The organism is Micrococcus sp. iso_239 (assembly GCF_056173395.1).
This window is the reverse complement of sequence record NZ_CM149672.1, coordinates 326094-352129: the sequence shown is the minus strand read 5'-3', so window position 1 is coordinate 352129 and position 26036 is coordinate 326094. Positions and strand designations below refer to the sequence as shown.

At 74.1% G+C, this 26036-nt stretch carries 21 protein-coding genes and 3 tRNA genes; 13 read left to right on the top strand and 11 right to left on the bottom strand.

Features of this window, described 5'->3' with window-relative positions; genetic code table 11:
* Positions 1-13 precede the first annotated feature (13 nt).
* Together AC0VX2_RS01615 and AC0VX2_RS01610 are read right to left on the bottom strand one after the other, a co-directional pair.
* Complete coding sequence (locus AC0VX2_RS01615) at positions 14-694, bottom strand: response regulator transcription factor (protein ID WP_041104721.1); 681 nt, start codon at positions 692-694, stop codon at positions 14-16.
* On the bottom strand, positions 691-1920 hold the full coding sequence (locus AC0VX2_RS01610; RefSeq protein ID WP_036384686.1) for a sensor histidine kinase: 1230 nt from the start codon (positions 1918-1920) through the stop codon (positions 691-693). Before AC0VX2_RS01610 ends, AC0VX2_RS01615 begins: the two co-directional genes overlap by 4 nt.
* A gap of 163 nt (positions 1921-2083) precedes the next feature.
* Between AC0VX2_RS01610 and phoU the strand changes: the two genes are divergently transcribed.
* Positions 2084-2752, top strand: coding sequence for a phosphate signaling complex protein PhoU (gene phoU / locus AC0VX2_RS01605; protein WP_101966086.1), 669 nt, complete (start codon positions 2084-2086; stop codon positions 2750-2752).
* 61 nt (positions 2753-2813) lie between these two features.
* On the opposite strand, the gene AC0VX2_RS01600 is transcribed toward phoU, so the two are convergent.
* Positions 2814-3572 (bottom strand): phosphoglyceromutase, encoded by a 759-nt coding sequence (locus tag AC0VX2_RS01600; RefSeq protein WP_063189350.1) that lies wholly within the window; start codon positions 3570-3572, stop codon positions 2814-2816.
* 49 nt (positions 3573-3621) lie between these two features.
* On the opposite strand from AC0VX2_RS01600, the gene AC0VX2_RS01595 reads away from it, so the two are divergent.
* Complete coding sequence (locus AC0VX2_RS01595; RefSeq protein ID WP_101966087.1) at positions 3622-4464, top strand: SAM-dependent methyltransferase; 843 nt, start codon at positions 3622-3624, stop codon at positions 4462-4464.
* Between the two features lie 25 nt (positions 4465-4489).
* Here AC0VX2_RS01595 and AC0VX2_RS01590 read toward each other — a convergent pair whose 3' ends face one another.
* Positions 4490-4786 carry a DUF2516 family protein gene (locus AC0VX2_RS01590; protein ID WP_036384680.1) on the bottom strand — a complete coding sequence of 99 codons (297 nt, stop codon included), beginning with the start codon at positions 4784-4786 and terminating at the stop codon, positions 4490-4492.
* Between the two features lie 81 nt (positions 4787-4867).
* Here AC0VX2_RS01590 and tmk point away from each other — a divergent pair, with 81 nt between their 5' ends.
* Both tmk and AC0VX2_RS01580 read left to right on the top strand, forming a co-directional pair.
* Positions 4868-5527, top strand: a complete 660-nt coding sequence (gene tmk / locus AC0VX2_RS01585; RefSeq protein WP_036316043.1) for a dTMP kinase — start codon at positions 4868-4870, stop codon at positions 5525-5527.
* Entirely contained in the window at positions 5524-6714 is a 1191-nt protein-coding gene (locus AC0VX2_RS01580; protein WP_036316045.1) for a DNA polymerase III subunit delta', read from the top strand. Before tmk ends, AC0VX2_RS01580 begins: the two co-directional genes overlap by 4 nt.
* Before the next feature lie 29 nt (positions 6715-6743).
* On the opposite strand, the gene AC0VX2_RS01575 is transcribed toward AC0VX2_RS01580, so the two are convergent.
* Entirely contained in the window at positions 6744-7478 is a 735-nt protein-coding gene (locus tag AC0VX2_RS01575; RefSeq protein ID WP_036316046.1) for an HAD family hydrolase, read from the bottom strand.
* Positions 7479-7660: 182 nt separating this feature from the next.
* On the opposite strand from AC0VX2_RS01575, the gene AC0VX2_RS01570 reads away from it, so the two are divergent.
* Positions 7661-7734: transfer RNA gene (locus AC0VX2_RS01570), tRNA-Thr, on the top strand.
* 74 nt (positions 7735-7808) lie between these two features.
* On the opposite strand, the gene AC0VX2_RS01565 is transcribed toward AC0VX2_RS01570, so the two are convergent.
* On the bottom strand, positions 7809-8258 hold the full coding sequence (locus AC0VX2_RS01565; protein WP_002858061.1) for a hypothetical protein: 450 nt from the start codon (positions 8256-8258) through the stop codon (positions 7809-7811).
* Positions 8255-9316 carry an NAD(P)H-quinone oxidoreductase gene (locus tag AC0VX2_RS01560; protein ID WP_145015994.1) on the bottom strand — a complete coding sequence of 354 codons (1062 nt, stop codon included), beginning with the start codon at positions 9314-9316 and terminating at the stop codon, positions 8255-8257. The genes AC0VX2_RS01565 and AC0VX2_RS01560 overlap by 4 nt, the downstream gene beginning before the upstream one ends.
* Before the next feature lie 143 nt (positions 9317-9459).
* Between AC0VX2_RS01560 and AC0VX2_RS01555 the strand changes: the two genes are divergently transcribed.
* From AC0VX2_RS01555 to AC0VX2_RS01545, 3 genes are all read left to right on the top strand, one after another.
* Positions 9460-9547: transfer RNA gene (locus tag AC0VX2_RS01555), tRNA-Ser, on the top strand.
* A gap of 142 nt (positions 9548-9689) precedes the next feature.
* Complete coding sequence (locus AC0VX2_RS01550; RefSeq protein WP_144786604.1) at positions 9690-11954, top strand: bifunctional metallophosphatase/5'-nucleotidase; 2265 nt, start codon at positions 9690-9692, stop codon at positions 11952-11954.
* Between the two features lie 30 nt (positions 11955-11984).
* Complete coding sequence (locus tag AC0VX2_RS01545; protein ID WP_186302034.1) at positions 11985-14729, top strand: ExeM/NucH family extracellular endonuclease; 2745 nt, start codon at positions 11985-11987, stop codon at positions 14727-14729.
* 84 nt (positions 14730-14813) lie between these two features.
* Here AC0VX2_RS01545 and AC0VX2_RS01540 read toward each other — a convergent pair whose 3' ends face one another.
* Entirely contained in the window at positions 14814-16769 is a 1956-nt protein-coding gene (locus AC0VX2_RS01540) for an FAD/NAD(P)-binding protein (RefSeq protein WP_145015996.1), read from the bottom strand.
* A gap of 291 nt (positions 16770-17060) precedes the next feature.
* Here AC0VX2_RS01540 and AC0VX2_RS01535 point away from each other — a divergent pair, with 291 nt between their 5' ends.
* Both AC0VX2_RS01535 and AC0VX2_RS01530 read left to right on the top strand, forming a co-directional pair.
* Entirely contained in the window at positions 17061-17939 is an 879-nt protein-coding gene (locus tag AC0VX2_RS01535; RefSeq protein WP_251393402.1) for a PRC and DUF2382 domain-containing protein, read from the top strand.
* A gap of 196 nt (positions 17940-18135) precedes the next feature.
* A tRNA-Ser gene (locus AC0VX2_RS01530) sits at positions 18136-18224 on the top strand.
* Positions 18225-18304: 80 nt separating this feature from the next.
* On the opposite strand, the gene AC0VX2_RS01525 is transcribed toward AC0VX2_RS01530, so the two are convergent.
* Entirely contained in the window at positions 18305-19156 is an 852-nt protein-coding gene (locus AC0VX2_RS01525; RefSeq protein ID WP_336646939.1) for a hypothetical protein, read from the bottom strand.
* 196 nt (positions 19157-19352) lie between these two features.
* On the opposite strand from AC0VX2_RS01525, the gene AC0VX2_RS01520 reads away from it, so the two are divergent.
* Complete coding sequence (locus tag AC0VX2_RS01520; RefSeq protein ID WP_336646940.1) at positions 19353-20423, top strand: polysaccharide deacetylase family protein; 1071 nt, start codon at positions 19353-19355, stop codon at positions 20421-20423.
* A 45-nt stretch (positions 20424-20468) separates the two neighbouring features.
* Here AC0VX2_RS01520 and AC0VX2_RS01515 read toward each other — a convergent pair whose 3' ends face one another.
* Positions 20469-21620 carry an MFS transporter gene (locus AC0VX2_RS01515; RefSeq protein WP_387028526.1) on the bottom strand — a complete coding sequence of 384 codons (1152 nt, stop codon included), beginning with the start codon at positions 21618-21620 and terminating at the stop codon, positions 20469-20471.
* A gap of 141 nt (positions 21621-21761) precedes the next feature.
* Here AC0VX2_RS01515 and AC0VX2_RS01510 point away from each other — a divergent pair, with 141 nt between their 5' ends.
* Positions 21762-23237: a phosphomannomutase/phosphoglucomutase gene (locus tag AC0VX2_RS01510; protein ID WP_336630268.1), complete on the top strand. Its 1476-nt coding sequence runs from the start codon at positions 21762-21764 to the stop codon at positions 23235-23237.
* Positions 23238-23247: 10 nt separating this feature from the next.
* On the opposite strand, the gene AC0VX2_RS01505 is transcribed toward AC0VX2_RS01510, so the two are convergent.
* Positions 23248-25443: a RecQ family ATP-dependent DNA helicase gene (locus AC0VX2_RS01505; RefSeq protein ID WP_363734934.1), complete on the bottom strand. Its 2196-nt coding sequence runs from the start codon at positions 25441-25443 to the stop codon at positions 23248-23250.
* A 71-nt stretch (positions 25444-25514) separates the two neighbouring features.
* Between AC0VX2_RS01505 and AC0VX2_RS01500 the strand changes: the two genes are divergently transcribed.
* On the top strand, positions 25515-25973 hold the full coding sequence (locus tag AC0VX2_RS01500; RefSeq protein ID WP_363734936.1) for an RrF2 family transcriptional regulator: 459 nt from the start codon (positions 25515-25517) through the stop codon (positions 25971-25973).
* Positions 25974-26036: the final 63 nt, after the last annotated feature.

Sequence of the window (26036 nt, the reverse complement as noted above, 5' to 3'; positions counted from 1 at the left end):
TGCAGCGCGCCGGTCAGGCCTCGAACTTGTAGCCCAGGCCGCGCACCGTGACGAGGTAGCGGGGGCTCGAGGGATCGGGCTCGATCTTGGAGCGCAGGCGCTTCACGTGCACGTCGAGGGTCTTGGTGTCCCCCACGTAGTCGGAGCCCCACACGCGGTCGATCAGCTGGCCGCGGGTGAGCACGCGCCCGGCGTTGCGCAGCAGCATCTCCAGCAGCTCGAACTCCTTGAGCGGCAGGGACACCTGCTCGCCGTCCACGGAGACGACGTGCCGCTCGACGTCCATGCGCACGGGGCCGGCGCTGATGGTCGCCGACATCGGCTCCTCCTGGTCCCCCTGACGGCGCAGCACGGCGCGGACGCGGGCCACCAGCTCACGCGAGGAGTACGGCTTGGTCACGTAGTCGTCCGCCCCGAGCTCGAGGCCGACGACCTTGTCGATCTCCGAGTCCTTCGCGGTCAGCATGATCACGGGGACGTTGGAGCGCTGGCGCACCTGACGACACACCTCGGTGCCGGACATCCCCGGGAGCATCAGGTCCAGGAGGATCAGGTCCGCGCTGTCGCGCTCGAAGACGCTCAGCGCCTCGTTGCCGTCGGCGGCGACGGTGACCTCGAACCCCTCCTTCTCCAGGAGGTAGGACAGGGGGTCGCTGAACGACTCCTCGTCCTCCACGATCAGAATGCGGCTCATGCGCTCGTCTCCTTCCGGGTCGGGGGTGCGGCCGAGGCGGTCACCCGGTGACCGCGCCGCTCGGTGACGTGGGCGGCACCCGGCGCGCCGTCGACGGCGACACCGTCCCCCCACTCGGGCAGGCGGATGGTGAAGGTCGACCCGCGGCCCGGCTGGGACCAGAGGGTGACCTCCCCTCCGTGGTTGATGACGACGTGCTTGACGATGCTCAGCCCCAGGCCCGTGCCGCCCGTCTGACGCGACCGCGCCGCGTCCACGCGGTAGAAGCGTTCGAAGACCCGCTCCTGCTCCTCCGGGCTGATGCCGATGCCCTGGTCCGTGACGGTGACCTGGGCGAGCCCGTCCACGGAGCTCAGGCCGATGCCCACCGTGGTGCCCTCCGGGGAGTAGCGCACCGCGTTGTCCACCAGGTTGCGCACCGCGGTCATCAGCTGGTCCTGGTCCCCGTGCACCACCGCGTCCACGCGGCCGCCCACGCGCAGCGCGATGCCGCGGTCCTCGGCGGTCAGGCGCAGGCGGTCCACGGCGTCGGCGACGACGGCGTTGAGGTCCACGGGCCCCCCGTCCTGGACCACGTCCTTGGCCTGCAGCCGGGAGAACTCGATGATGTCCTGCACGAGGGCCGAGAGCCGGCGGGACTCGACGCCCAGGCGTGCGGCGAAGCGACGCACCGCCTCCTCGTCCTCCGCGGCGTCGCCGATGGCCTCGGAGAGCAGGGAGATGGCGCCCACCGGCGTCTTGAGCTCGTGCGAGACGTTGACGACGAAGTCGTGGCGCATGGCCTCGGTGCGGGTCACGTCCGTGCGGTCGTCGGCGAGGATCAGGATGTACTCCTCGTCCAGCGGGGCCACGCGCAGCTCGACGACGAGGCTCGACTGCCCGAGGGGTCCTCGGGGCAGCTCCATGCGGCGCTCGACGATGACGCCGTCGGCCCGCACGGTCCGCGTGAGCTCCCGCAGCTGGTCCTGGACGAGCGAGTGCCCTCGCACGAGGCCCAGGGCGTAGGCCGCGGGGTTCGCGCGCACCACGCCGTCGACGTCGTCCACCACCGCGTACGCGCGGCCGACCACGGAGAGGACCTCGGCGGCGCCCGGGGCGAGGGTGGGTTCGCCGACCGTCAGGTCCACCGTCCGCGAGCGCTCGGACGCCCGGAAGGCCAGCATGGAGGCCACTCCGGTGAACAGTCCGACCGCTCCGCACAGCAGGCCGATGATGACGGGATCCACGGCACCAGACTAGCCTCTGGCGGCCCGGAGACGGGCTGCCCAGGCACCGCCAGACGCCGGACGATCGGCGTTCATGGGCCGTTCATCTTGCCCTGCCAGGGTGGACCGTTGCCCCGGGGAGTCGGGGTCGGCGGCGCACGGGCGTCGCCGGGGAGAGGAGACCATGCGCGAGCTCTACCGGGCCGACCTCGAGCGGCTGGGCCGCGACCTGAGCGAGATCGCCCGCCTCGTGCACCGCGCCATGATGGACGCGCAGGCCGCCCTCGAGGCGGCCGACGTGCACGGCGCCGAACGGGTCATCTCGGAGGACGCGCGGATCGACCAGCTGCAGGAGTCCCTCGACGAGCAGGCCGTGCGCATCCTGGCGCTGCAGGCGCCCGTGGCCACGGACCTGCGCACCGTCGTCGCCACGCTGCGGATGAGCTCCTCGCTCGAGCGCATGGGCGACCTCGCCCGCCACGTGGCCCAGCTGACCCGGCTGCGCTACCCCGAGCACGTCATCCCGGAACAGGTCCGGACCGTGATCACCGCGATGTGCGACGCCGCCGTGGAGGTGGCCGAGGAGGTCGTCCTGCTGCTCGAGCCCCAGGACCTGGCGCACGGGGACCGGATCGACGCCCTCAACGAGGACGTCAACGCGCTGCACCTGTCCGTCTTCCGCGCGATCGCCGCCCCGGACTGGAGCGCGACGCCGGCCACCACCACGGACGTCACGCTGGCCTCGCGCTACCTCGAGCGGTTCACGGACCACGGCCTGTCCGTGGCCGCCAAGGTGCGCTACCTCGTCACGGGCGAGTGGGCGACCCACCGCCCGGACGCCACCGGCTCCTGACCGTCCCCGACGCCACGGGCCGGGCCCCCGGCGGGGTCCCGGCCCGTCGTCGTCGGACGCGTCAGTGCGCGGAGCCCTGGGCGGCCACGGCGGCGGCGCCGGCGGCGGCGGCCTCCGGGTCGAGGTAGCGGCCGTTCGCGGTGATCGGCTTGAAGTTCTGGTCCAGCTCGTAGACCAGCGGGATGCCCGTCGGGATGTTCAGGCCCGCGATGTCCTCGTCCGAGATGCCGTCCAGGTGCTTGACCAGGGCGCGCAGCGAGTTGCCGTGCGCGGCGATCAGCACGGTCTTGCCGGCCTTGAGGTCGGGCAGGATCTGCTCCTCCCAGTAGGGCAGCAGGCGGTCGATGACCTGCTTGAGGGCCTCGGTGCGGGGGGCGTCCTTGCCCAGGTCCGCGTAGCGCTCGTCGCCGATCTGGGAGAACTCGGAGTCGTCGTCCAGGGCGGGCGGCGGGGTGTCGAAGGACCGGCGCCAGACCATGAACTGCTCCTCGCCGAACTCCTCCTTCACCTGGGCCTTGTCCTTGCCCTGCAGGGCGCCGTAGTGGCGCTCGTTCAGGCGCCAGCTGCGCTTGACCGGGATCCACTGGCGGTCCGCGGCCTCGAGGGCCAGGTTGGCCGTGGTGATGGCGCGCTTGAGCAGGGACGTGTGGACCACGTCCGGGCGGATGCCCTCCGCCTCCAGCAGCTCACCGCCGCGGGCGGCCTCGGCGCGCCCCTTCTCGGTCAGCGGGACGTCCACCCAGCCGGTGAACAGGTTCTTCTCGTTCCATTCGCTCTGACCGTGCCGCAGCAGGACCAGCGTGTACGTGGTGTTCGCCATGTCACCATCCTAGGCGGACCCGTCCCGCCGCTCCCCTACGCTGGAGCCCATGGTGGAGAAGGCCCGGCGGCTGCGCGCGCGCACGACGCCCGGCCCAGTCCCGGCACGGGGCCCGCAGGGCCACATCACCCGCGGCACGACGGCGGCGCAGCGGATGCGCCGGGTGGACCGCTGGCTCACGGACGTGCACGGCCCCCTGCTGCGGCGCACTCCCCGCCCGCTGGCCGTGGACCTGGGCTTCGGCGCGGAGCCGGTGACCGCCGTCGAGATGGCCCAGCGGCTGCGCGTGCAGAACCCGGCCCTCGAGCTGGTGGGCCTCGAGATCGACCCCGCTCGGGTGGCCCGGGCCCGGGAGCGGGCCGGCGACCTGCCGGGGGTCACCTGGGCGGTCGGCGGCTTCGAGCTGCCCGTGCCGCGGCCGCCCACCGTGGTGCGCGCGTTCAACGTGCTGCGCCAGTACCGGGAGGAGGACGTGCCCGCGATCTGGTCCCTGCTGTGCGCGGGGCTCGCCGACGACGGCGTCCTCGTGGAGGGCACCTGCTCCGAGGACGGCCGGCGGGCGGCCTGGGTGGACCTGCGTCGGGACGGGCCCGCGAGCCTGACCGTGGCCCTCCGGCTGGGGTCCTTCGCCCGCCCCTCGGACGTGGCGGCGCGCCTGCCGAAGGTCCTCATCCACCGGCACGTACCCGGCGAGCCCGTCCATCGGCTCCTGGCGGAGGCCGACGCCGCGTGGGCCGCGCACGCCCCGCTCGCGGCCTACGGGACGCGGCAGCGGTGGCTGGCGACGGTCGGCACGCTCCGCGCGGCGGGCTGGCCCGTGCTGGGCGGCCCGCACCAGTGGCGGCGCGGGGAGCTGAGCGTGCGCTGGGCGGCGGTGGCGCCGTCGTCATGAGGGCGGCGCCGACGGCGCGGGACCCTCAGCGGCGCAGGGCCGGGCCCATGTCCTGGCGGGGGCCGGCGAGGTAGACGCACGCCACGCACGCGGCCACGAGGCCGAACATGCCCATCCCGCCGCCGGCGAGCACGCCGAGGAGCCCGACGACGGCGGCGACGCCGGTGAGGATCAGCCAGAAGCTCCTGTCCCGGCCCCCGATGCGGGCGAAGTCGTCGGGGCGGCGCCGGACGACGTCCACCAGCGCCCAGACCTCGAGCCCGAGCGCGGCGATCGCCAGGACGCGGAACAGCCAGTGGTCGACGAGCAGGGCGAAGTGCATGGGGGCGCTCATGCCGGTCAGTCTAGGCGGTCGGCCCGGACGGGTTCCCTCCCCGTCCGGGGCGGCGTCTAGGCTCGAGGCGTGAGCACCCAGACCGAGCATCGCGGCCTGTTCGTCGCCGTCGAGGGACCGGACGGATCCGGCAAGTCCACCCAGGCCCGCGCCCTGACCGAGGCCCTGCGCGCCGCGGGCCACGAGGTGGTGCTCACGCGCGAGCCCGGCGGCTCGGACCTGGGCGAGACGCTGCGGGAGCTGCTGCTGGACCCCGGGCACGCCCCCGTGGACCCCCGCACCGAGGCGCTGCTGTTCGCCGCGGCCCGGTCCGCCCACGCCGTCCGCACGCTGCGCCCCGCGCTGGCCCGGGGCGCCGTCGTCGTCACGGACCGGTATGTGGACTCGTCCGTGGCCTACCAGGGCGCGGCGCGCGGGCTGGGCGAGGCGCGGATCGCCGCCCTGAACGAGTGGGCCACGGACGGCCTCGTCCCCGATCTGACGGTGCTGATCGACGTGGACGCGGCCACCGCCGCGGACCGGCGTGACCGGCGCGCGGCGGAGGGCGAGGGCACCCCCGACCGCATGGAGCGGGAGACGGCGGACCGGCACGAGGCCCTGCGCGCCGCCTTCCTCGCGCGCGCGGCGGCCGCGCCCGAGCGGTACCTCGTGCTCGACGGCGCGCTGCCGCCGCAGGAGCTCACCGCCCGCGCGCTGGCCCGCGTCACCGCCCAGGCGGCCGACCGATGACGGCCCCCGCCCCCGCCGTGTTCGCGGACCTCGCGGGCCAGGAGGCCGCGGTGGCCCAGCTGCGCCGCGCCGCGGCCGAGGACCGTCCCACCCACGCCTGGATGTTCACGGGCCCGCCCGGCTCCGGCCGGTCGACGGCGGCGCGTGCGTTCGCCGCGGCCCTGCAGTGCGAGGTCGCGGACCCGGCGGCGCGCGGCTGCGGCGAGTGCCACGCGTGCCGCACCGTCCTCGGCGGCACCCACCCGGACGTGACCGTGCTGGCCACCGAGGCGGTGAGCTATCGGATCGAGGACGTCCGCGCCCTCGTGGAGGCCGGCCAGTCCACCCCCGCCACCGGGCGCTGGCGGATCTTCCTCATGGAGGACGCGGACCGCATGACGGAGCGCGCCACGAACGTGCTGCTCAAGGCCATCGAGGAGCCGCCGGCCCGCACGATCTGGATGCTGTGCGCCCCGTCCCCCGCGGACGTGCTCCCCACCGTCCGCTCCCGCTGCCGGCTGATCACGCTGAGCATCCCCGCCGTGGAGCAGGTGGCGGAGCTGCTGCACCGCCGCGACGGGCTGGACCGCGAGACGGCGCTCACCACCGCCCGGATCTCCCAGTCGCACGTGGGCATGGCCCGCCGCCTCGCGCGGGACCCGGAGGCCCTCGAACGCCGCGAGCGCATCCTCTCCCTGCCGCTCCAGGCCACCGCCGTCTCCGACGCGATGGCCCTGGCCGCCACGTTGGCCGAGGTGTCCAAGGCCGAGGCCGAGTCCGCCGCCGAAGCCCGGGACGCCGAGGAGCTCGAGGCACTGCGCCGCTCCCTGGGCCTCGAGCCCGGCGAGCCCGTCCCGCCCAAGCTCCGCCACCACGTCAAACGGCTCGAGGAGGACCAGACCCGCCGGCGGCGCCGCGCCGTCCGAGACTCGCTGGACCGGGCCATGATCGACGTCATGGGCCTGTTCCGGGACGTGCTGCGCGTGCAGCTGGGGGCCGACGGCGAGCTCATCAACGAGCACCGTCGGGACGAGATCGAGGCGTACGCCCGCGGCACCGCCGGCGACTCGGCCGAGGTGCTCGCCCGGATCGACGCCGTCACCACGGCCCGCGAGCGCATCGCCGCCAACGTGCCGGAGCAGCTGGCCCTCGAAGCCATGATGCTGGCCCTGCTGCCCCGCCGGGTGCGCACCCCGCGACGTCGCTGAGCGGCCGCGCCGGGTGGACCGGCGCCGGCTCAGCGGGTGCGGACCACCAGGTCCGGCACGTCGGCCAGGCCCGGCACCACCCGGTCCGAGCCCGCCGCCAGCAGGACGTGGTCCGCGTCGCGACCCGTGCGCACGCCGACCACGAGTCCGGCCCCGGCGCGGCGCCCGGCCGTCATGTCCTCCGCGGTGTCCCCGACCACGAGGACGCTGCGGACGTCCTCCAGGTCGAGACCGAGCAGGGCGGTGAGGATCATGTCCGGGTAGGGGACGCCGCGGCCGGCGTCGTCCGGGGAGAGGCTGAGATCCGCCAGGCCCATCCACCCCAGCGACTCGAGGATCATGTTCTGGGTGTGGCGGGCGTAGCCGGTGCACAGGCACACGTGGAGGCCGAGGGCGCGCAGGCGGATGAGCGCCTCCTCCGCGCCCGGCACGGCCCGGACGCCGTGCTCAGCCAGCAGCGCGTCGAAGGTCGCCTCGAACGTGCGGGTCGCCGCCGCGGCCACCGCCCGGTCGGCGAACACGCGGGGGAAAACGGCCGTGCGCGAGGTGGGCCGGAGCGCGCGGAACCGCCGCGCGGCGTCGTCGTGCTCCGGCGTGCCCGCCGGGACGCCGTGCTGGTCCAACGAGCGGGCGAACGCCGTGTCCTGGAGCCCGTGCTCCACGATGGACGTGCCGGACATGTCCACCACGGCCAGGCGGAGGGGCACGGCCGACGAAGCCGCGGCGGGGGGTGCCGGGGTGCGAGGGGCGTGGGGCAGGCTCATGCGTCTCCCGTCGACGGTGTGTGCCCACCAGGGAACCGTCCTCGTCTGGCCACGGCATGGCCTGGGGGTGAACGCCCGCGGAAGGGGCGGGCCACACTCGGTGGCCCGCGCACCCGGCCGCGCGGTGGAATCGGGGCCGCGAAACCGGTATGCTCGTCAGCCGTGGCCGTTCACGGTCGCGTGCCTCCTTAGCTCAGCTGGCCAGAGCAGCTCCCTCGTAAAGAGCAGGTCGCCGGTTCGAATCCGGCAGGGGGCTCCCCCGGACCCCGCCGCGTGACCACGCGGCGGGGTCCTCTCGTCTCCGGGCCGGCCCTCCGGGGCGCGCCGCCGTCAGAGCCCGGCTCCCAGCTCCTCCGCCCGGTCCAGGTGGCCGAGGGTGCGTTCGGCGTGCCGGCCGACCGACTCCGCCGAGCCCTGGCCGAGCCGGTACAGGGCGAGGGCCTGGGCGGTGGCGGCCAGCTCGTGTGCGGCGCGGGAGAGCTCACGGTGGACGTCGGCGGCCTCGGCCGGGATGTGCTCGCCGTCGCCCTCGTGGTCCCGGTGCAGGCGGACGCACAGGGCACGGACCGCGGGGAGCCGTTCCGTGAGGACGTTGCCGGCGTGGACCACGCCGTTGCGCTCCTCGGGGCTCAGCACGTCCGTGCCCCGCTGGCCCTCCAGCACCTGCCAGTAGCGGTCCAGGGCCCGGCCGAGTCGGTCGTGGGCACGGCGCCACAGCCCCGTGCCGAGCTCGCGGTCGTCGGCACGCTCCTGACGGAAGCGTGCGAAGGGCCCCCTCATGCGCGGTCGCCGGACGGCCGGCGCGCGTCGGCGGGGTCGGTGACGAGCACGACCTTGCCCGTGCGGGTGGCGGAGTCGAACCAGTCGAACGCCTCGGCGGCCTCGGCGAGCGGGAAGCACGCCCCGACGCTCGCGTCGATGCGGCCCGCCGCCACCAGGGGCCACACGGCACGTTCGGCCGCGGCCACGATCCCGGCCTTGTCCACGACCGAGCGGGAGCGGAGCGTCGCCCCCGTGAGCCAGCCGCGCTTGACCACCAGCTTCATGATGTTGAAGTCCTCCGGGACGGCGCCGCCCTGGACCGCGAGCGTCACGATGCGTCCCTCGGGGGCGAGCGCGGACACGTTGGGTGCCAGGTACGGGGCGCCGACGACGTCGAGGATGACGTCCGCGCCGTGGCCGTCCGTGACCTCCTTGACCCACGGGGCGAAGGCACCGGACTCGGCGGCGCGGTGGTCGAACATGTGCTCGGCGCCCAGCCCACGGCCGAGCGCCACCTTCTCCGGGCCGCCGGCGGTGCCCAGCACCCGGGCGCCGACCGCGGCGAGGAACTGGACGGCGAAGGAGCCGATGCCGCCGGTGGCGCCGTGCACGAGCACCCGGTCCCCGGCCTGCACGCCCGCCCGGCCCACGAGCGTCGAGTGCACCGTGCAGGCGACCTCCGGCAGGGCCGCCGCCTCGACGAGGCCGACGCCGTCGGGGACGGCCATGAGCTGGCCCGCCGGCACGGCGACGTACTCGGCGAAGCCGCCGCCGGCCAGGAGCGCGCACACCCGGTCACCGACGGCGAACCGCCCCTCACCCGGCATCCCGGCCTCGGGTCCCAGCGCCGCCACGGTGCCGGAGACCTCGAGTCCGGGGATCTCGGAGGCGCCGCGCGGCGGCGGATAGCGGCCCTCGCGCTGCGCGATGTCCGCGCGGTTGAGACCCGCGGCGGCCACGTGCACCAGCACCTCGCCCGGGCCGGGGTCCGGCACGGGCTCGTGGCCCACGCGGACGACGCCGTTGTCGCCGGCGCCGGTGAATCGCACGGCGCGCATCTGTGCGGGGACGTCCATGGGGGTCTCCTCCTCTGGTCGGGGGTCGAGGGTCGAGGGTCCATCCTCGCGCGCGGGGGCCGGACTCGCCACCGGTCGCCCGCCGGGCCACGGGCTAGAGTGGGTCCTCGACGCGGCGGCCCACGCCGTCGCGGTCAGGCCCGGGATGGTTGTCCGAGCGGCCGAAGGAGCCGGTCTTGAAAACCGGTGCGCGGTGACCCCGCGCCGAGGGTTCGAATCCCTCACCATCCGCGTGCACACGACGAGAGGCGGCGGGCCGGACGGCCCGCCGCCTCTCGTTCACCTGGGGGCCACCTGGATGTGGTGGACTCGGCGCGTCACCCCGCCGTCCACCGGCGGCGCACCTCTGTCATCACGCATCCCGGGGAGAGCCATGCCCAGCCTGTTCCGCCGCCGTGCCGTCACCACGGCCGCCTGCACCGTCCTCGTCCTCGCGCCCGCGAGTGCGGCGCCCGCCCTGGCCGTCGAGACGGCCGCCGCGGACGAGACCACCATCTCGATCCTGTCCTTCAACGACTTCCACGGCGCGCTGTCCGGGGACTACATCGGCACGCAGTTCGCGGACACCGTGGAGGACTACCGCACCGCGTTCGAGGCCGAGCACGGCGCCGGCTCCACGCTGCTGACCAGCGCCGGCGACCTGATCGGCGGCTCGAAGTCCGTGTCCAACGTGCAGCAGGACAACCCGACGATCGACGTGATGAACGCGCTCGGCCTGGCCTCGCTGACCGCCGGCAACCACGAGTTCGACAAGGGCCTGGACGACCTGCAGGGCCGCGTGGAGTCCCGGGCCCAGTTCCCGGTGCTCTCCGCCAACCTGGTGGACCCGACGAGCAAGGAGCCCGTCCTCACCTCGCACGCCGTCTTCGACGTCGACGGCGTGCGCGTCGCCGTCATCGGTGCCTCCCCCAACGAGCTGTACGCGACCACCACCGGCGCGGGTCTGAAGGGCAACGAGGTCCTCGACGAGGTCGCCGCCGTGAACGCGGTCGCCGACGAGCTGGCGGCCCAGGACGCCGCCGACGTGATCGTGGCCTCGTACCACGACGGCGCCGCCGGCGCGGGCGAACTGGCCGCCGAGCGCGCGGCCCGGGCCGAGTTCGACCGCATCGTCGGCGAGACCTCCTCCGCCGTGGACCTCATATTCAACGCCCACACCCACCAGCTCTACCAGTACGACACCACGGCCGGCGGCGCCCACCGCCCCGTGATCCAGGCGGGCGCCTCCGGCAGCCACCTGGCCGCCGTCGAGCTGACCGTGGGCGCCGACGGCGAGGTCACCGGGCTCACCCCGCGCCTGCTGACCCGGTCCACGCAGGCCCCCGCCGAGGCCGCCGCGGAATCCCCCGTCACCGCCCAGGTGTACGCGATCGAGCAGGAGGCCGTCGCGGTCTTCGAAGACCTGCAGGGCGAGGTCGTGGCCGACCTGTCCGCCTCCATCACCACCGACTACCAGAAGCTGATCGACGCCGGCGGCTCCTGGAAGGCCGGCGGCACGCGCGCCGCCGAGACCACCCTGGGCACCTGGGTGGGCGACGCCGTCAAACACGCCGCCGAGCAGGCGAACCCCGAGGTGGACCTCGGCGTGACCAACCCCGGCGGCCTGCGCTCCGAGCTGCTGACGGACCGCTTCACCGACGGCGGCGCGTTCCCGGCCAAGCCGGCCGACCTCGTCGGTCGCCTCACCCTGGGCGAGCTGCTCGACATGGCGCCGTTCGGCAACACCATCACCTACTTCGACATCCCGGGCTCCTCCATCAAGCTGGCCCTCGAGGAGAACTGGCGGAACGACGTGCGCAAGTTCACCCTCGGCTGGTCCGAGGAGCTGACCTGGACCTACGACGAGTCCCGCCCGCAGGGGGACAAGGTGACCGGCGTGTGGATCGACGGCGAGCCGCTCCAGGCGGACCGCATGTACACGGTGGCCAGCCAGTCGTTCCTGGCCGACGACACCTGGACGACGCTCGGGGACCCGACCAAGGCCCCCGACGGCTACACCGCCTTCGCGACCGGCCGCCAGAACTTCGTGAACATGGGCCTGCTGGACTCCCAGGCGATCACGGACTACGCCCGCGCCCAGGACGCGGCCCACGGCGCCGTCGCCCCGGACTTCGGCAAGAACGGCGTGCCGGTCACCGACGCCCCCGCCTCGGTCGAGGCCGGGCAGGCCGTCGGCCTGACCCTCGGGGACCTCGTGGTGGACTCCGACGGCGCCCCCGCGCCGACCGCGGTCGACGTCGCCTTCCGCACGGCCGACGGCGTCGAGACCGCCCTGGGCACCGTGGCCGTCCCCGCGGGTTCCGAGACCGTCACGCTCTCCGGGATCACCGCCCCCGCCGCCGCGGGCACGGGCGAGCTCGTGATGACCGTGCGCTACGCCGACGGCAACACGACCGTGGTGCGCCATGCCCTCGAGGTCACCGCGACCCCGACCCCCACCGAACCGGAGCAGCCCGCCCCGACCCACCCGGGCAAGGGTCATGGCAAGGGCCATGACAAGGGCGCCGACCACCCGGGCAAGGGTCGCGTGAAGGGCGAGGACCACCCGGGCAAGGGCCGCGGCGTGCAGCGCGGCGCCGCCACGCACCCCGTCTTCTCCGCCCAGGCCTGGCTGACCGCCGCGGGCCTGCCGCGCTGACCCATCGAGAGAGATCGAGACGAGGACGACATGACCCCCCTGCCCCGCTTCGCCGCGCGCACCGCGGTGACCACCGCCGCCCTGGCCCTGCTCGCCCCCGCCGTGGCCCTGCCCTCCCAGGCCAGCCCGGCCGGCGACTCCCTCGTCATCAACGAGGCGTACACCAACGGCGGCTCCGCGAACGCCGTGTACACCCACAAGTTCGTGGAGCTCTACAACCCCACTGACCAGCCGATCAACCTCGACGGCTGGTCCCTGCAGTACCGCTCCGCCGCCGGCACGGCCGCGACCCAGGGCACGGTCGCGCTGTCCGGCACGGTGCCCGCGAAGGGCCACTTCCTGGTCTCCGGCGGCTCCAACGGCACCGCGGGCGTCGCCCTGCCGCAGGCGGACCTCGTGGCCGGCGGGGCGTTCAACCCCGCGGGCACCAAGGGCACGATCGTGCTCGCACGCCAGGCGGGCACCGTGACGGACCTGCCGGTCGGCTCCGTGGTGACCGGCCAGGTGCCGGGCGTCGCGGACGTGCTCGGCTACGGCGCCACGAACACCTTCGAAACGGCGGCCGCCGGCGCCCCCTCGGCCAACTCGGACCCGAAGTCCCTCACCCGCACGAACGGCGTGGACACGGACGACAACAGCGCCGACTTCACCGTCACCGACCAGGTCACCCCGACCAACGCCGCCGCCACCGGCGGCGAGCCGACCCCGGAGCCCGAGCCGCAGCCGACCCCGGCCGAGCGGATCACCATCGCCCAGCTCCAGGGCACCGGCACGGCCACCCCGTACGCCGGGCGCCAGGTGACCACCACCGGCGTCGTCACCGCCGTGTACTCCACGGGCGGCTACGACGGCTACTACATCCAGACCGCCGGTACCGGCGGCGACACCCCCGACGCCACCCCGGGCGCCTCCGACGGCGTGTTCGTGTACTCGCCGGACACGGTCGGCTCCGTGACGCTCGGCGACCACGTCCAGGTCACGGGCGAAGCGGCCGAGCACTACGGCCTCACGCAGATCAAGGTCGCCGCCGGCGGCGTGCTGCCGGTCGCCGAGCCCGGCGCCGTGGCCCCCACGCCGGTGGAGTTCCCGCTGGAGGAGGCCGACCGTGAGGCGCTCGAGGGCATGGTCCTCGCCCCGCAGGGCGACTGGACGGTCACGGACAACTACTCCCTCAACCAGTACGGCTCCCTCGGCATCGTCCCCGGCACCACGCCGCTGGACAACCCGACGTCGGTGGCCCGGCCCGGCGCCGAGGCCCAGGCCGTCGCGGCCGCCAACGCCCAGCAGCTGATCGTGCTCGACGACGGGGCCACCACGAACTTCATGCGCTCACCGGGCAACCAGAACCCGCTGCCGTACCTGGACGCGGACCAGCCGGTGCGCGTGGGCGCGGGCCTGGAGTTCACCACCGGAGTCATCCTCGACTGGCGCTTCGACGCGTGGTCCTTCCAGCCGCTGGGCCACCTCACCGACGCCACGGCGGCCGCCGTCCAGCCCGTGACGATCGAGGACACCCGCCCGGCCGAGGCCGCCCCCGAGGCGGTCGGCGGCAACGTCACCGTCGGCAGCTTCAACGTGCTCAACTACTTCACGACCCTGGGTCAGGACGTGGCCGGCTGCAGCGCCTACCGCGACCACGCCGGCACCCCCGTCACCACGAACGGCTGCCTGCCGCGCGGCGCCTACACCTCCGAGGCGTTCGCCCGCCAGCAGGAGAAGATCGCGGCCGCGATCAACGGCCTCGGCACCTCGGTGGTCGCGCTCGAGGAGATCGAGAACTCCGAGAAGTTCGGCCTCGACCGGGACCACGCGCTGGCCCACCTCGTGGAGGCCCTCAACGCGCAGGCCGGCGAGCAGCGCTGGGCCTACGTGGCCTCCCCGGCCACCCGTCCCGCGCTCGCGGACGAGGACGTCATCCGCTCCGCGTTCATCTACCAGCCGGCCGAGGTCACCCCGGTGGGCGAGTCGGTGATCCTCGACGACCAGACGAACTTCGACAACGCCCGCGAGCCGATGGCCCAGCTGTTCCGCGCCGCCGACGGCACGTCCGAGGGGGCGGCCGGCACCGACTTCGTGGCGATCACCAACCACTTCAAGTCCAAGGGCGGCTCGGGTGCGACCGGGGGCAACGTGGACGCGGGCGATGGCCAGGGCGCATACAACGCGGACCGCGTGGGCCAGGCCGAGGCCCTCGTGGCCTTCGCCGAGCGCATGAAGGCCGAGACCGGCACCGACCGCGTCCTGCTCATGGGTGACTTCAACGCGTACGAGAAGGAGGACCCGATCCGCGTGCTCGAGGCGGCCGGGTACGTCTCGCAGGGCGCGCTCACGGGCGAGTACTCGTACGCGTTCGGCGGCGCCGTCGGCAGCCTGGACGGGATCTACGCCTCGCCGTCGGCGGCGGCGGCGATCACCGGCCAGGACATCTGGATGATCAACGCGAACGAATCCGTGGCACTGGAGTACTCGCGCCACAACTACGTGGCCGAGGACCTGTACTCCGCGGACCAGTGGCGGTCCTCGGACCACAACCCGATCCTGGTGGGCCTCCAGCTCGACGCGCCCGTGACCGAGCCGACCCCGGAGCCGGAGCCCTCCCCGGGCGAGACCTGCGACGGTGTGACCGATCCGCGCGGCGTGCCGGGCAAGCCCGCGAACTCCGTGCGCGAGTGGCTGCGCTGCGTCGGCGCGACCCCGGGTCACGGCGGCGACCACCCGGGCAAGGGCCACGGCCCGGAGCACCCGGGCAAGGGCCGCGGGCCGGTCCGTCCCTGACGGGACGCGGGGCGCCACACCCGGCATGACGACGGCGGGGCCGTCCGGGAGCCACCCGGGCGGCCCCGCCGTCGTCGTGGGGGCTCAGCCGGCGAGCACGGCCGCCGCGGCGGCGTCGGCGTCGGCGAGGAAGAGGGCACGTCCGGTCGGATCGGCCCCGGCCTCGGCCGCGATCGCGGTGCCCCACTGCACGCCCGAGAGCTGCAGGCCCAGCACGAACACGTCCGCGTGGACCGTGCCGTCCGCGGCCCGCAGCCGGTACGGGCGGGCCGTGACGTCGAAGCCGGTGGCGGGCACGCGCACACCCTCCTCGTCCTCCCACGTCCCGGCCGCGGCGACGCCGTCCGCCAGCATCTGACGGACCAGCGGGGAGGCGGCGGCCTGCACGCGGTTGGGCGGCATCATCGCCTCCACCAGCCAGGCCCCCTCGACGACGGCGGGCCCCAGCGAGTCCTGCGCTCCCACCTGGGGGCTGTGGGCGGTGAACCCGTGGTCCTCGGCCTCGACCACGGGCGCGGGGCCGGCCCAGGTGAGCAGGCCGGCCCGGTGCACCGCCAGCATCTGCTCGACGCGCCACAGGGGCGGGCCGGAGGCGAGGCCCTCGACCAGCGGCTCGAACCAGCCCTGGACGTCCCGGATGCGGGAGGCCTCGGCGATCCGACCCTCGGCGATCCACGCCTTGATCCGCAGTCGGCCGGCATGGAGCGCGCCGACGGCCATCATGAACGGGGACTCCTCCCCGAGGGCGGCCTCCACGCAGGCCTGCTCCATGAGGTCCGCGACGGCCCGCTGATAGTCCTCATGGGAGGCGAACACGGCGTCCTCGAACGGGGATCCATAGGCCAGGATGTCCAGGAAGCGGCGGCCGGGGGCGTACCGCTGGAGGAGCTCCTCGGCGTGCGCGGAGGTCACGGGGGCGCCGCGGCCGGCCTCCTCGAGCTGGCCGACGAGCTCCCCGAGGAACCGGCGCGCCTCGACGGGGCCGCCGAGGATCTCGGGCTGGGCCCGGACGAGCGTGGCGTAGTAGTGCCGGACCACGTCGCGGTGCAGCAGCGGCCAGAGGTGCTCGGCGAGGTCCAGGGCCCCGTGCCGGGCGGCGAGGGCGTCCACGGCGGCGTCGGAGAGGTAGCTGAGGGTGACGCCGCGGGGCACGAAGGCGTCCACCTCAGCCTTGGGCAGGTACGGGATGCCGCGGCGGGACATCAGGTGCAGGCGCGGCTCGTCCCCCGACGGCTCGTACCGCAGGGCCCGGCCGGGTCCGTCGCCGGTGCGGCGGTACACCCCGCCCCGGCCCTGGGTGAGCTGGGCCAGCAGGTCGAACGCGTTCAGGCCCATGCCCCGCACGAGGACGTCCGCCCCGGCCTCCACGGTCTCCCAGTCCACGTCCGAGGGGATCTGCGGGCCCTGGTAGTGCAGCTCGTCCCTGCCCCGCGCGGCGGCGGCCATCCGGTTCTGGCCGGGGCTGAGCTCCGCCGGCTGATGGCCCAGGCAGAGCACGACGGCGTCCGCGTCGAGCGCGGAGACCGCACCGTCGGCGTCCCGCAGCTCCAGGCGGGCGCCGCCGTCGGGCCGGGGGTGCAGGGCGGTGGCCTCCGCGCGGTGCTCGACGACCTCGACGACCTCGGGGCGGGCGCGCAGCCCCGCGACGACGTCCTTGTACAGGTGCCGGAGGTAGCGCCCGTAGACCGCTCGGGCCGGGTACTGGTGGCGGCGCACGCCGAGGCTGGCCTCCGGGTGCACGCGACGCCACTGGTCGAAGGTCTGCGCGGCGGTGGAGGGGCGCAGACCGGGGTTGTCGGCGGCGCACGCGGTCGGGAAGAACGCGGGGGTGTTCATGAGGTACAGCTCGGACTGGTCCGTGCGCCACACCCGCCCTGGCCCGGGCGGATAGGGGTCCACGACGTCGATGCGCAGCCGCCGGGGGTGTGCGTCCGGGGCCGCGCCCTCGAGTCGGGCGAGGATCCGCTCCAGCAGCATGACGCCGCGGGGGCCGGCTCCCACCACTGCGAGGCGGCGCTCGGCCACCAGGGGCTCGGACATGGGGCCTCCACTCTCCTCGGGATCGTTTTCACGCCTGCGGCGCGCGTATTCCACACAATATCGGTGGCCGTCAAGGGTCGCGGACCGCATGCGCCACACTCCCACCGATCCCCCAGGATCCACAGCAGGCCCGGACGAAGAATCCGCGGAATCATGCGGATCACACCGAGATTCTGGGAGAAGTCTGGGAATTGGGAATCTGGGGGGCCGATGGTTGACGCCACTCGGGCCCATGGGGAATTGTGAATGAGCGTAAGGCAACAAAACACCAATTCAGAAGGAGAATTCCTCATGGACCGCAACGCTCTCGACCAGCTGCAGAACTCCACCGTCTTCGCCACCGACGGCGACAAGATCGGCTCCGTCGGTCAGGTCTACCTCGACGACGTCACCAACGAGCCCACCTTCGTCACGGTGAAGACCGGCCTGTTCGGCGCCCGCGAGACCTTCGTGCCGCTGCAGCAGGCCCAGACCACCGCCGACGGCATCACGGTGCCCTTCGAGAAGTCCTTCGTGAAGGACGCCCCGAACGTGGACGCGGACGGCTCGCTGACCCCCGAGGAGGAGCAGCGCATCTACGAGTACTACTCCATGGAGTACTCCGCCGCGGATCACGACGGCGACGTGCGTCGTGACGACGTGCGCACCGACGCCGGCGCCGCCGGCGTGGCCGGCACCGCGGGTGTGGCCGGCGTGGCCGACCGCCGCGACGAGGCCGTCGTGGACGGCGACCGCCGCGACGTGGCCGATCGTGACCGCCGCGAGGTGACCGACGCCGACTCCGTCGTCGTCAAGGACGAGCACCTGAACGTCGGCACCGAGCGCCGCGCCTCCGGCCGCGTCCGTCTGCGCAAGCAGGCCTACACCACCACCGAGACCGTCGAGGTGCCCGTCACCCGCGAGGAGGTCGTGGTGGAGCGCGAGTCCGTCGACCCGAACTCCGCCGAGGCCCGCACCGCCGGCCGCGACGGCGACGTCGAGGTCACCACCTACGAGGAGACCCCGGTCGTCAACAAGACCGTGGACGCCGAGAAGGTCTCCCTGGGCAAGCGCCAGGTGCAGGGCACCGAGACGGTGACCGAGGAGGTCCGCCACGAGGACGTCAAGGTCGACGGCGACGCCACCGATCGCGACCTCGACGGCCGCAACGACCGCAAGGATCGCATCTGATCTGAACGGACGCGTCGGCCTCAGGCCGGACGGCTGACAGATCACGCGGGGCCCCGGATCCATGGATCCGGGGCCCCGCTCGTGCGCGATGGTGATCCGTCCGTGAGCACGCCGCTCCTTTGCCCTGCCCTGGCCTGGCGCGCTAAACTGAACCGGTCTGACCGCGCGTCGCCCCGTGCGAGGCGCGCCGGATGGAGGAGACGTGCCAGAGCGGCCGAATGGACTTCACTGCTAATGAAGGGCTCGACGAAAGTTGGGCCGGGGGTTCAAATCCCCCCGTCTCCGCGAGAGAGGGCCGGAATCCACGCGATTCCGGCCCTCTTCGCGTCTGCGCGCGGCGACCTGACATGCCGACCGGCCGGTGACTAGCCCTCCCCGCGGCGCTCCCGCATGCGGCGCAGCAGCTCGTACGCCTCCGGGACGGAGAGCTCCGAGTGGCTGGACAGCTGGACGGCGGCGGACTCGAGGTTGCCGTCCCGCACCATGGCGGAGAGCTGGTCGCGCAGCCACGGCGGCAGGTCCTGCGAGGAGAGGCGGACGGAGTCCGTCCCCCGCATCACCTCGACCTCGAAGGGGAGCTCCTCCTCGGCGGGGGCGGCGGTCCACTCGGCCGGGACGGTCAGGGTGGTCAGCTCATCGGCGGGCGTCGCCGTCGGACGCGGCGCAGCTGAGTCGTGGTCGGCGTCCTGCCGGGCGTCGTCCTCGGCCACGGCGTCAGAGGTCTCGCGATCGGGCGTCTGGGCGTCCGGCTCCCCCCGCCCGCTCGAATCCTGTCCGGGCCGCTTCGGCCCGGGGGTCTCGGCCGGGGCCGCATCGTCCCGGTGGGGCTCCCCATGGTCGTCGGGAACGGGCCCCGCGACTCCGGCGGACGTGGCGTCCGGTTCCTGCACCGGCTCGGAGTAGACCTGCGGATGCACGGCGAGGGACTGCACGTCCATGACGGCGTCCTTCAGGCCGCGTCCCGTGTGGGCGCGGTAGTCGCGCACGGCCTCCATCACACGGCTCTGGGCGATGTGCCCGTACACGCGCCGATGGGCGTCCTCGTCCAGCAGCCCCGCCGCCAGACGCGCCCGCTCCGGTCCGATGTCCAGCCCGCGACCGGACGGCGTGCGCTGATCCGCCGCCTGACGCGCTCGACCAGCCGACATCCACCGGGCGGCGGCGAACGCGAGGGCGCCGATGACGACCACCGCGAGGACAGGGACGAGATATTCCATGCCTCCAGTCTAGGTGTGGCCCGCGAGGGCCATGCCGGCAGCCGCGGCGCCACATCACAACCTGGTCACAGTTCTGCCAGGGCTCCAGAGCCACCGGGGGGCCTCCCCTACGGTGGAACGTGGAGTCTTCCGTGTCTGGTCACGGCGGCCATGGAGGAGACACTCCGCCCGCCACTCGACCGAGCCAGGAGACCGCATGTCCTTCCCCCGCCCGTCCGCCCGCTCCCATGAGGGCGTGCCGATGCGGGCCTTCACGGCGGAGGAACGCCCGCCGCAGTTCGTCCTCTTCTCCTTCGACGGCGGCCGTCAGGACGCGCGCTGGAAGACCTTCCTGGACGCGGCCGCGGACTCCGACGCGAAGTTCACGGTGTTCCAGTCCGCGATCAACCTCATCGAGACCGCCAATCGGGAGAACTACACGGCGCCCGGCAACGAGCCCGGCTACGTGGGCACGGAGTTCGGCGGCGACGAGGCCGAGGTGGCGCAGCGCATCGAGAACATCAACACGGCCCACGCCGCCGGCCACGAGATCGGCACCCACTACGCGGGCCACCTGTGCGCGCCCACGAGGTACGGCGCAGACCAGTGGTCCACGGCCGAATGGGAGCAGGAGTACGGCTCGTTCACGGACATCCTCTCCGACCCCGGCGCCTACAACCCGGGCAGCTCCCTGCCGGCGCTGGAGGTCACCCCCGACGACGTCAAGGGCGGACGCCTGCCCTGCCTCGACGGGGAGTGGGACCAGCTCGTCCCGATGTGGAAGGACAACGGACTCGAGTACGACACGTCGCGTGCCGCGGCCGCCTCCGGCGTCGCCTGGCCCTACCAGGAGGACGGGATCTGGGAGTTCGAGATGCCGATGACCTGGTCCCCCGTGCTCGCCGAGAAGGACGCGGCCAGCCCGTTCGTGATGGCGATGGACTACAACTTCTGGATCTCCGGCAACGGCGGCAAGGACATCCCGGAGGACGTCTCCCGACTCACCGACTTCCAGTACCGCACCTACCGCTACATGTACGACTCGGCGTTCGCGGGCAACCGCGCCCCGCTGGTCTTCGGCAACCACTTCAACGACTGGGGTCTCAACGCGTTCAACCCGGCTGTGGAGAAGGTCATGCGGGAGGTCTGCGTCGAGGAGGACACCTACTGCGTGACCTACCAGCAGATGATCGCGTGGCTCGAGCTGCAGGACCCGGAGGTCCTCGCCGCCTGGCGCGACCAGGCCCGGTCCGCCACCGGCACGGATGCCGAGGCCCTCAGCTGGTGACCCGCGGGTCGACCCGCTCACACCCGCCCCCACGACGGCCCCGGCTCAGCGCGCCGGGGCCGTCCCGCGTCCGCGCAGCACGACGACGGCGCTCGCCAGGGCGGTCAGCACCAGGGCCAGGACCATCAGCACCGTCCCCGGCCACCCATGGGACTCGTGGAACACGCCGCCCAGCCAGCCGAAGAGGCTCGAGCCGGCGTAGTACGCGAAGTTGTACAGGGAGGTCGACTGGGCGCGGCCCGTGGGGGCGGCCGTCCCGGACCACGCGGAGGCCACGGCGTGGGCGGCGAAGAACGCGCCCGTCACGAGCACGAGGGCGGGCACCAGCACCGCCGGATGCGGGACCGACGTGAGGGCGACGCCCGCCGCCATGGCCGCCGTCGCGCCGGCCAGGACGGGCAGCCGGCCCACCCGCGCGGCCAGCCGACCCGCGCGCGGCGACGACCACGTGCCCGCGAGATAGGCGAGGAAGACGAGGCCGGCCGCCGTCGGCGTCCAGGAGAACGGCGGGTCGAGCAGGCGGTATCCCACGAAGTTGTACAGCGCCACGAACCCACCCATCAGCAGCGCCCCCTGCAGGTAGACGACGACGAGCTCCGGCGAGCTCAGGTGACCGCGCACGATGCGCACGAGCGCCGCCGCGGAGGTGGGCGACGGCGTGAAACGTCGGGCACGCGGGGTGATCGCCAGGAAGCCGACCGTGCACAGCACACCGACCACGGTGACGGCCAGCATGCCGCCGCGCCACGAGGACGCCTCCGCGACGGGCAGGGCGAGGAGCCGGCCGGAGAGACCGCCGAGGGTGGTGCCGGCGATGTAGGTGCCGGCGGCCGCCGCGACCGCGTGCGGGACCACCTCCTCCGCCAGCAGCGCCACGGCGAGTCCCGCGACGCCCCCGTGCGCCATGCCCTCGAGCAGGCGCAGGCCGAGCATGGCCTCGAACGTGGGCGCGAGGACGCCCGCGAGCGCGCACGCACTGGCGGAGACCATCGAGACCACCATGGCGCGTCGGCGGCCCCACCGGTCCCCGGCCACGGACCACGGCACCACCGACACGGCGAGGCCGAGTGTGCTGGCGGAGACGAGCAGGGCGGCACGGTCCGCGGGGACGCCCAGGTCGTCGCTGACCAGCGGCAGCAGGCCCTGCGGGGAGTAGAGCTGGGCGAACGTGGCCACCCCCGCCAGGAACAGCCCGATCAGCAGCCTGCGGTACGCGGGCACCCCGGGAGCGGCCGGCGCGGTTCCCGACGGCGGGACGGCCGGGGGCCCCGCGCTCGGGGGCGGAGTGGTCGGGGGCACGCCATCACTGTATCCAGGCTGTCCACTACGATCGGTCGAGTGACTACCTCGACCCCCTCCCTCGACCTGCACGATTCCTTCAAGGCGTACGACGTCCGCGGCATCGTGGGCGAGTCCATCACGGCGGAGAGCGTCCGCGCGGTGGGCGCGGCCTTCGTGGACGTGCTGGGCCTGGCCGGTCAGACCGTGCTGGTCGGCGGGGACATGCGCCCCTCCTCGCCCGCGTTCATGACGGCCTTCGCCGAGGGTGCCACGCGCCGCGGCGCCGACGTCGTCACCCTGGGGCTGATCTCCACGGACATGCTCTACTACGCGGCGGGTGTGAAGCAGGCCGCGGGCGTGGTGTTCACCGCCTCGCACAACCCGGCCGAGTACAACGGCATGAAGATGGCCCAGGCCGGCGCCGTGCCGGTCTCCTCGGACACCGGGCTGTTCGAGATCCGCGACGCGGCCCAGGCCTACCTCGACGCCGGTGAGATCCCCGCTGCCGAGACCGCCGGCACCGTGACGGAGGAGGACATCCTCCCCGGTTACGCCGCATACCTGCGCTCGCTCGTGGACCTGACGGGGGTGCGCCGCCTGAAGGTCGTGGTGGACGCGGGCAACGGCATGGCGGGCAAGACCACCCCGGCTGTCCTCGGCGACGCCGAGCTGGCCGCCCTGCCGCTGGAGATCGAGCCGCTCTACTTCGAGCTGGACGGCACCTTCCCGAACCACCCGGCCAACCCGCTGGAGCCGGAGAACCTGCGGGACCTGCAGGCCGCCGTCGTGGAGCACGGCGCGGACATCGGCCTGGCCTTCGACGGCGACGCCGACCGCTGCTTCGTGATCGACGAGCAGGGCGCCCCGGTCTCCCCCTCCGCGATCACCGCCCTGGTGGCCCGCCGCGAGATCGCCCGCGCGAAGGCCGACGGCGAGCAGACCCCCGTGGTCATCCACAACCTGATCACCTCCCGCGCCGTCCCCGAGCTCGTGGCGGCCGACGGGGGCCGGGCCGTGGAGACTCGCGTGGGCCACTCCTTCATCAAGGCGGTCATGGCCGCCGAGTCCGCCGTGTTCGGGGGCGAACACTCCGCGCACTACTACTTCCGCGACTTCTTCAACGCGGACACCGGCATGCTCGCGGCCATGCACGTGCTGGCGGCCCTGGGCGGCCAGGAGCAGCCGCTGTCCGAGCTGGCCGAGGAGTACGAGCCGTACGTGGCCTCCGGAGAGATCAACTCGCAGGTCGCGGACAAGGACGCCGCCGTGGCCGCGGTGGTGGCGCAGTTCGCCCCCGCCGTGGGTGAGGGCGTCGGCGAAGGCCAGGCCGTGCACGAGGACTTCGCCGGGGTGGCCACCACGGTGACCCGCATGGACGGCACCACGATCGCCGCCCAGGACGGCACGTGGTGGTTCAACCTCCGCCCGTCCAACACGGAGCCGTTCCTGCGCTACAACGGCGAGGCCCGCACGGCCGCCACCATGGAGGCGCTCCGCGACGCCGTGCTGGCGATCGTCCGCGCGGAGCGCTGACCTCGGCGGCTCATCCGGCCTGGGCCAGGACGAGCGGCAGCACCCCCTGCGCGCCGGCCTCGCGCAGCACCCGCGCGGCCTCGGCGAGCGACCACCGCGAGTCGACGAGGTCGTCGACCAGCAGCACGGGGCCGTGGCGGCCGGCGTCCGGGGCGGTGCGCAGCATCTGCGCCATCGCCTCGGGGACGGCGAACCGGCCGTACACGGACCCGAGCCGGTAGGCGCTGTTGCCGCCCGGCCCGGCCGTGGGGCCGCCGCGCGCGTGCTCGAGCGAGCCGAGGAACGGCAGCCGGCCGATCCGGGCGATCCCCTCGGCGAACGACCCCACCAGCTGCGGGCGGGTGCGCGAGGGCATCGCGACGACGGCGATCGGCCGCGTTCGCCACCCCCAGCCGGCCAGGACGTCGACGGCGCCCCGCAGGACCTCCTCCGGCACCGGGGCGTCCTCCCGGTCCAGCAGGTCCCGCAGGACGGTGCCCCACCCGAGGTCCGTCAGGCGGGCGAGCGCGCGACCCTCCTCGGCCTGTGACTCGGGCGCGATGCGCCCCTTCACGGGCACGCCCAGCCGGTCCATGCCCGAGGGCCACATGCGACGGGGCTCGATCGGCACACCGGTGCGGCGCAGGGCGGCCTCCGCGCGCTCCCGCGCCGCCCCGTCCGATCCCGTCGGGTACCAGGGGCCGGCACAGACGTCGCAGCGGCCGCACGGCGCGGCGGTGGGGTCGTCCAGGGTGCGGGCCAGGAACTCCATGCGGCACCGGTCCGTGGTCTGGTAGTCGAGCATGAGCCGCTCCTCGGCCCGGCGCGCCTCGGCCACGCGGGCGTACCGCTCGGCGTCGTACGTCCACTCCCGCCCGGTGGCGCGCCAGCCGCCGCCCACCCGCTCGACCGCCCCGTCCACGGCGAGGACCTTGAGCAGCAGCTCCAGGGAGGTGCGCTTGATCCGCACGGCCGGCTCGAGCGCCGCCACGGAGAGGGCCCCGCCGTGGTCCGCGAGCGCCCCCAGCACGGCGCGCGCCTGTTCCTCGTCCGGCATGGAGGCGGTGGCGAAGTACTCCCAGATGCGACGGTCCTCGGGCCCGGGCAGCAGGAGCACGTCCGCGTGGTCCGTCCCGCGGCCGGCGCGGCCGACCTGCTGGTAGTACGCCACGGGCGAGCCCGGCGCACCGAAGTGCACCACGAACGTCAGGTCCGGCTTGTCGAAGCCCATGCCGAGCGCCGAGGTGGCCACGACGGCCTTCACCCGGTTGGCCTTGAGGTCCTCCTCGATCTCGGCGCGCCGCTCCGGGTCCGTGCGGCCCGTGTAGGCGACCACCTCGTGCCCCGCCTCGCGCAGGGCGCGCGCCGTGTCCTCGGCGGCGGAGACCGTGAGGGCGTAGACGATCCCGGAGCCCGGCAGGTCCGCGAGGTGGTCGAGGAGCCAGGCCAGGCGCGCGGCCGGGCTGGGCATGCGCAGCACGCCCAGGCGCAGCGAGGCGCGGGCCAGGGGGCCGCGGAGCACGAACACGTCCTGCTCGGAGGCGACGCCGAGCTGCTCCACCACATCCGCCACCACCCGGGCGTTGGCCGTGGCGGTGGTGGCCAGCACGGGCACCGCGCGCCTCCCCTCGGCGGGAAGCAGCCCGATCAGGTCCCGGATGCGGCGGTAGTCCGGCCGGAAGTCGTGGCCCCAGTCGGAGATGCAGTGGGCCTCGTCCACCACGAGCAGACCCATGCGCGCCACGAGGCCCGGCAGCTGCTCGTCCCGGAACCGGGGGTTCGTGAGGCGCTCGGGCGAGATCAGCAGCACGTCCACCTCGTCCGCCGCCAGCCGGGCCCGGACCTCGTCCCACTCCGTGGCGTTCGCCGAGCTCACGGACACCGCGCGCACGCCCGCCCGGGCGGCGGCCGCGACCTGGTCCCGCATGAGCGCGAGCAGCGGGGAGACGATCAGCGTGGGCCCCGCGTCGCGGGCACGCAGCAGGAGGGAGGCCACGAAGTACACGGCGGACTTGCCCCAGCCGGTGCGCTGCACCACCAGGGCGCGGCGGCGGTGGGCCACGAGCGCCTCGATCGCCTCGAACTGCCCGTCCTTGAATCGCGCGTCCGGCCGGTCCACGAGCCGACGCAGGACGGCCAGGGCCTCCTCGTGCAGCGCGGCGTCGCCCCCCGGCGCGGAGGTCTCGGGGAGGCGGGGGCCGGCGTCGGGGTGCGAGGTGGCGTCCATGGCGTCAGTATGCCAACCGGCCCGGACACCGCAGGCGCGGCGGCGCCGTGCACCGGTGGGATGATGGCGGGATGAAGCTGAGCGCCTACACCGACGTCTGCCTGCGTGTACTGATGACGCTCGCGGCCGCCGAGGGCGAACGGCTCACCAGCCAGCAGATCGCGGACGAGATCCACGTGCCGTACAACCACGTCATCAAGGCCGTGGCCGAGCTGCGCCGCCGCGGGACCATCGAGGTGCTGCGCGGTCGGCACGGCGGGGCCATGATCGCCGCGGCCGGTCTGGACCAGCGTGTGGGCGAGCTCGTGCGCTCGCTGAGCAGCCGCGACGAGGTGATCGACTGCGCCGGGCGCGACTCCGGGGTGGCGTGCCCCTACGCCGGCGACTGCCGCCTGCGCGGCGCCCTGCACCGCGCGCGCGAGGCCTTCCTCGCCGAGCTCGACACCCTGCGGATCCGGGATCTGGTGAGCGCCGGGCCTGTCGGCGGACCCGTGCTGCTGGGCCTGCCGGAGATCCCCGTGACGCACTGAGGGAACGGGCCGGGGGGCGAGTTCCCGACGGCGACGGCCGGGTGTAATCTGGCAAAACCAGCG

Excerpts from the sequence above, each read along its gene's own strand:
- AC0VX2_RS01600 (WP_063189350.1), bottom strand. The coding sequence starts at position 3,572 with ATGGCGAACACCACGTACACGCTGGTCCTGCTGCGGCACGGTCAGAGC.
- AC0VX2_RS01535 (WP_251393402.1), top strand. The coding sequence starts at position 17,061 with ATGGACCGCAACGCTCTCGACCAGCTGCAGAACTCCACCGTCTTCGCC.
- AC0VX2_RS01520 (WP_336646940.1), top strand. The coding sequence starts at position 19,353 with ATGTCCTTCCCCCGCCCGTCCGCCCGCTCCCATGAGGGCGTGCCGATG.
- AC0VX2_RS01550 (WP_144786604.1), top strand. The coding sequence starts at position 9,690 with ATGCCCAGCCTGTTCCGCCGCCGTGCCGTCACCACGGCCGCCTGCACC.
- AC0VX2_RS01525 (WP_336646939.1), bottom strand. The coding sequence starts at position 19,156 with ATGGAATATCTCGTCCCTGTCCTCGCGGTGGTCGTCATCGGCGCCCTC.
- AC0VX2_RS01560 (WP_145015994.1), bottom strand. The coding sequence starts at position 9,316 with ATGGACGTCCCCGCACAGATGCGCGCCGTGCGATTCACCGGCGCCGGC.
- AC0VX2_RS01545 (WP_186302034.1), top strand. The coding sequence starts at position 11,985 with ATGACCCCCCTGCCCCGCTTCGCCGCGCGCACCGCGGTGACCACCGCC.
- AC0VX2_RS01580 (WP_036316045.1), top strand. The coding sequence starts at position 5,524 with ATGACGGCCCCCGCCCCCGCCGTGTTCGCGGACCTCGCGGGCCAGGAG.
- AC0VX2_RS01615 (WP_041104721.1), bottom strand. The coding sequence starts at position 694 with ATGAGCCGCATTCTGATCGTGGAGGACGAGGAGTCGTTCAGCGACCCC.
- AC0VX2_RS01540 (WP_145015996.1), bottom strand. The coding sequence starts at position 16,769 with ATGTCCGAGCCCCTGGTGGCCGAGCGCCGCCTCGCAGTGGTGGGAGCC.
- AC0VX2_RS01565 (WP_002858061.1), bottom strand. The coding sequence starts at position 8,258 with ATGAGGGGGCCCTTCGCACGCTTCCGTCAGGAGCGTGCCGACGACCGC.
- AC0VX2_RS01590 (WP_036384680.1), bottom strand. The coding sequence starts at position 4,786 with ATGCACTTCGCCCTGCTCGTCGACCACTGGCTGTTCCGCGTCCTGGCG.
- AC0VX2_RS01500 (WP_363734936.1), top strand. The coding sequence starts at position 25,515 with ATGAAGCTGAGCGCCTACACCGACGTCTGCCTGCGTGTACTGATGACG.
- AC0VX2_RS01575 (WP_036316046.1), bottom strand. The coding sequence starts at position 7,478 with ATGAGCCTGCCCCACGCCCCTCGCACCCCGGCACCCCCCGCCGCGGCT.
- AC0VX2_RS01595 (WP_101966087.1), top strand. The coding sequence starts at position 3,622 with ATGGTGGAGAAGGCCCGGCGGCTGCGCGCGCGCACGACGCCCGGCCCA.
- AC0VX2_RS01505 (WP_363734934.1), bottom strand. The coding sequence starts at position 25,443 with ATGGACGCCACCTCGCACCCCGACGCCGGCCCCCGCCTCCCCGAGACC.
- phoU (WP_101966086.1), top strand. The coding sequence starts at position 2,084 with ATGCGCGAGCTCTACCGGGCCGACCTCGAGCGGCTGGGCCGCGACCTG.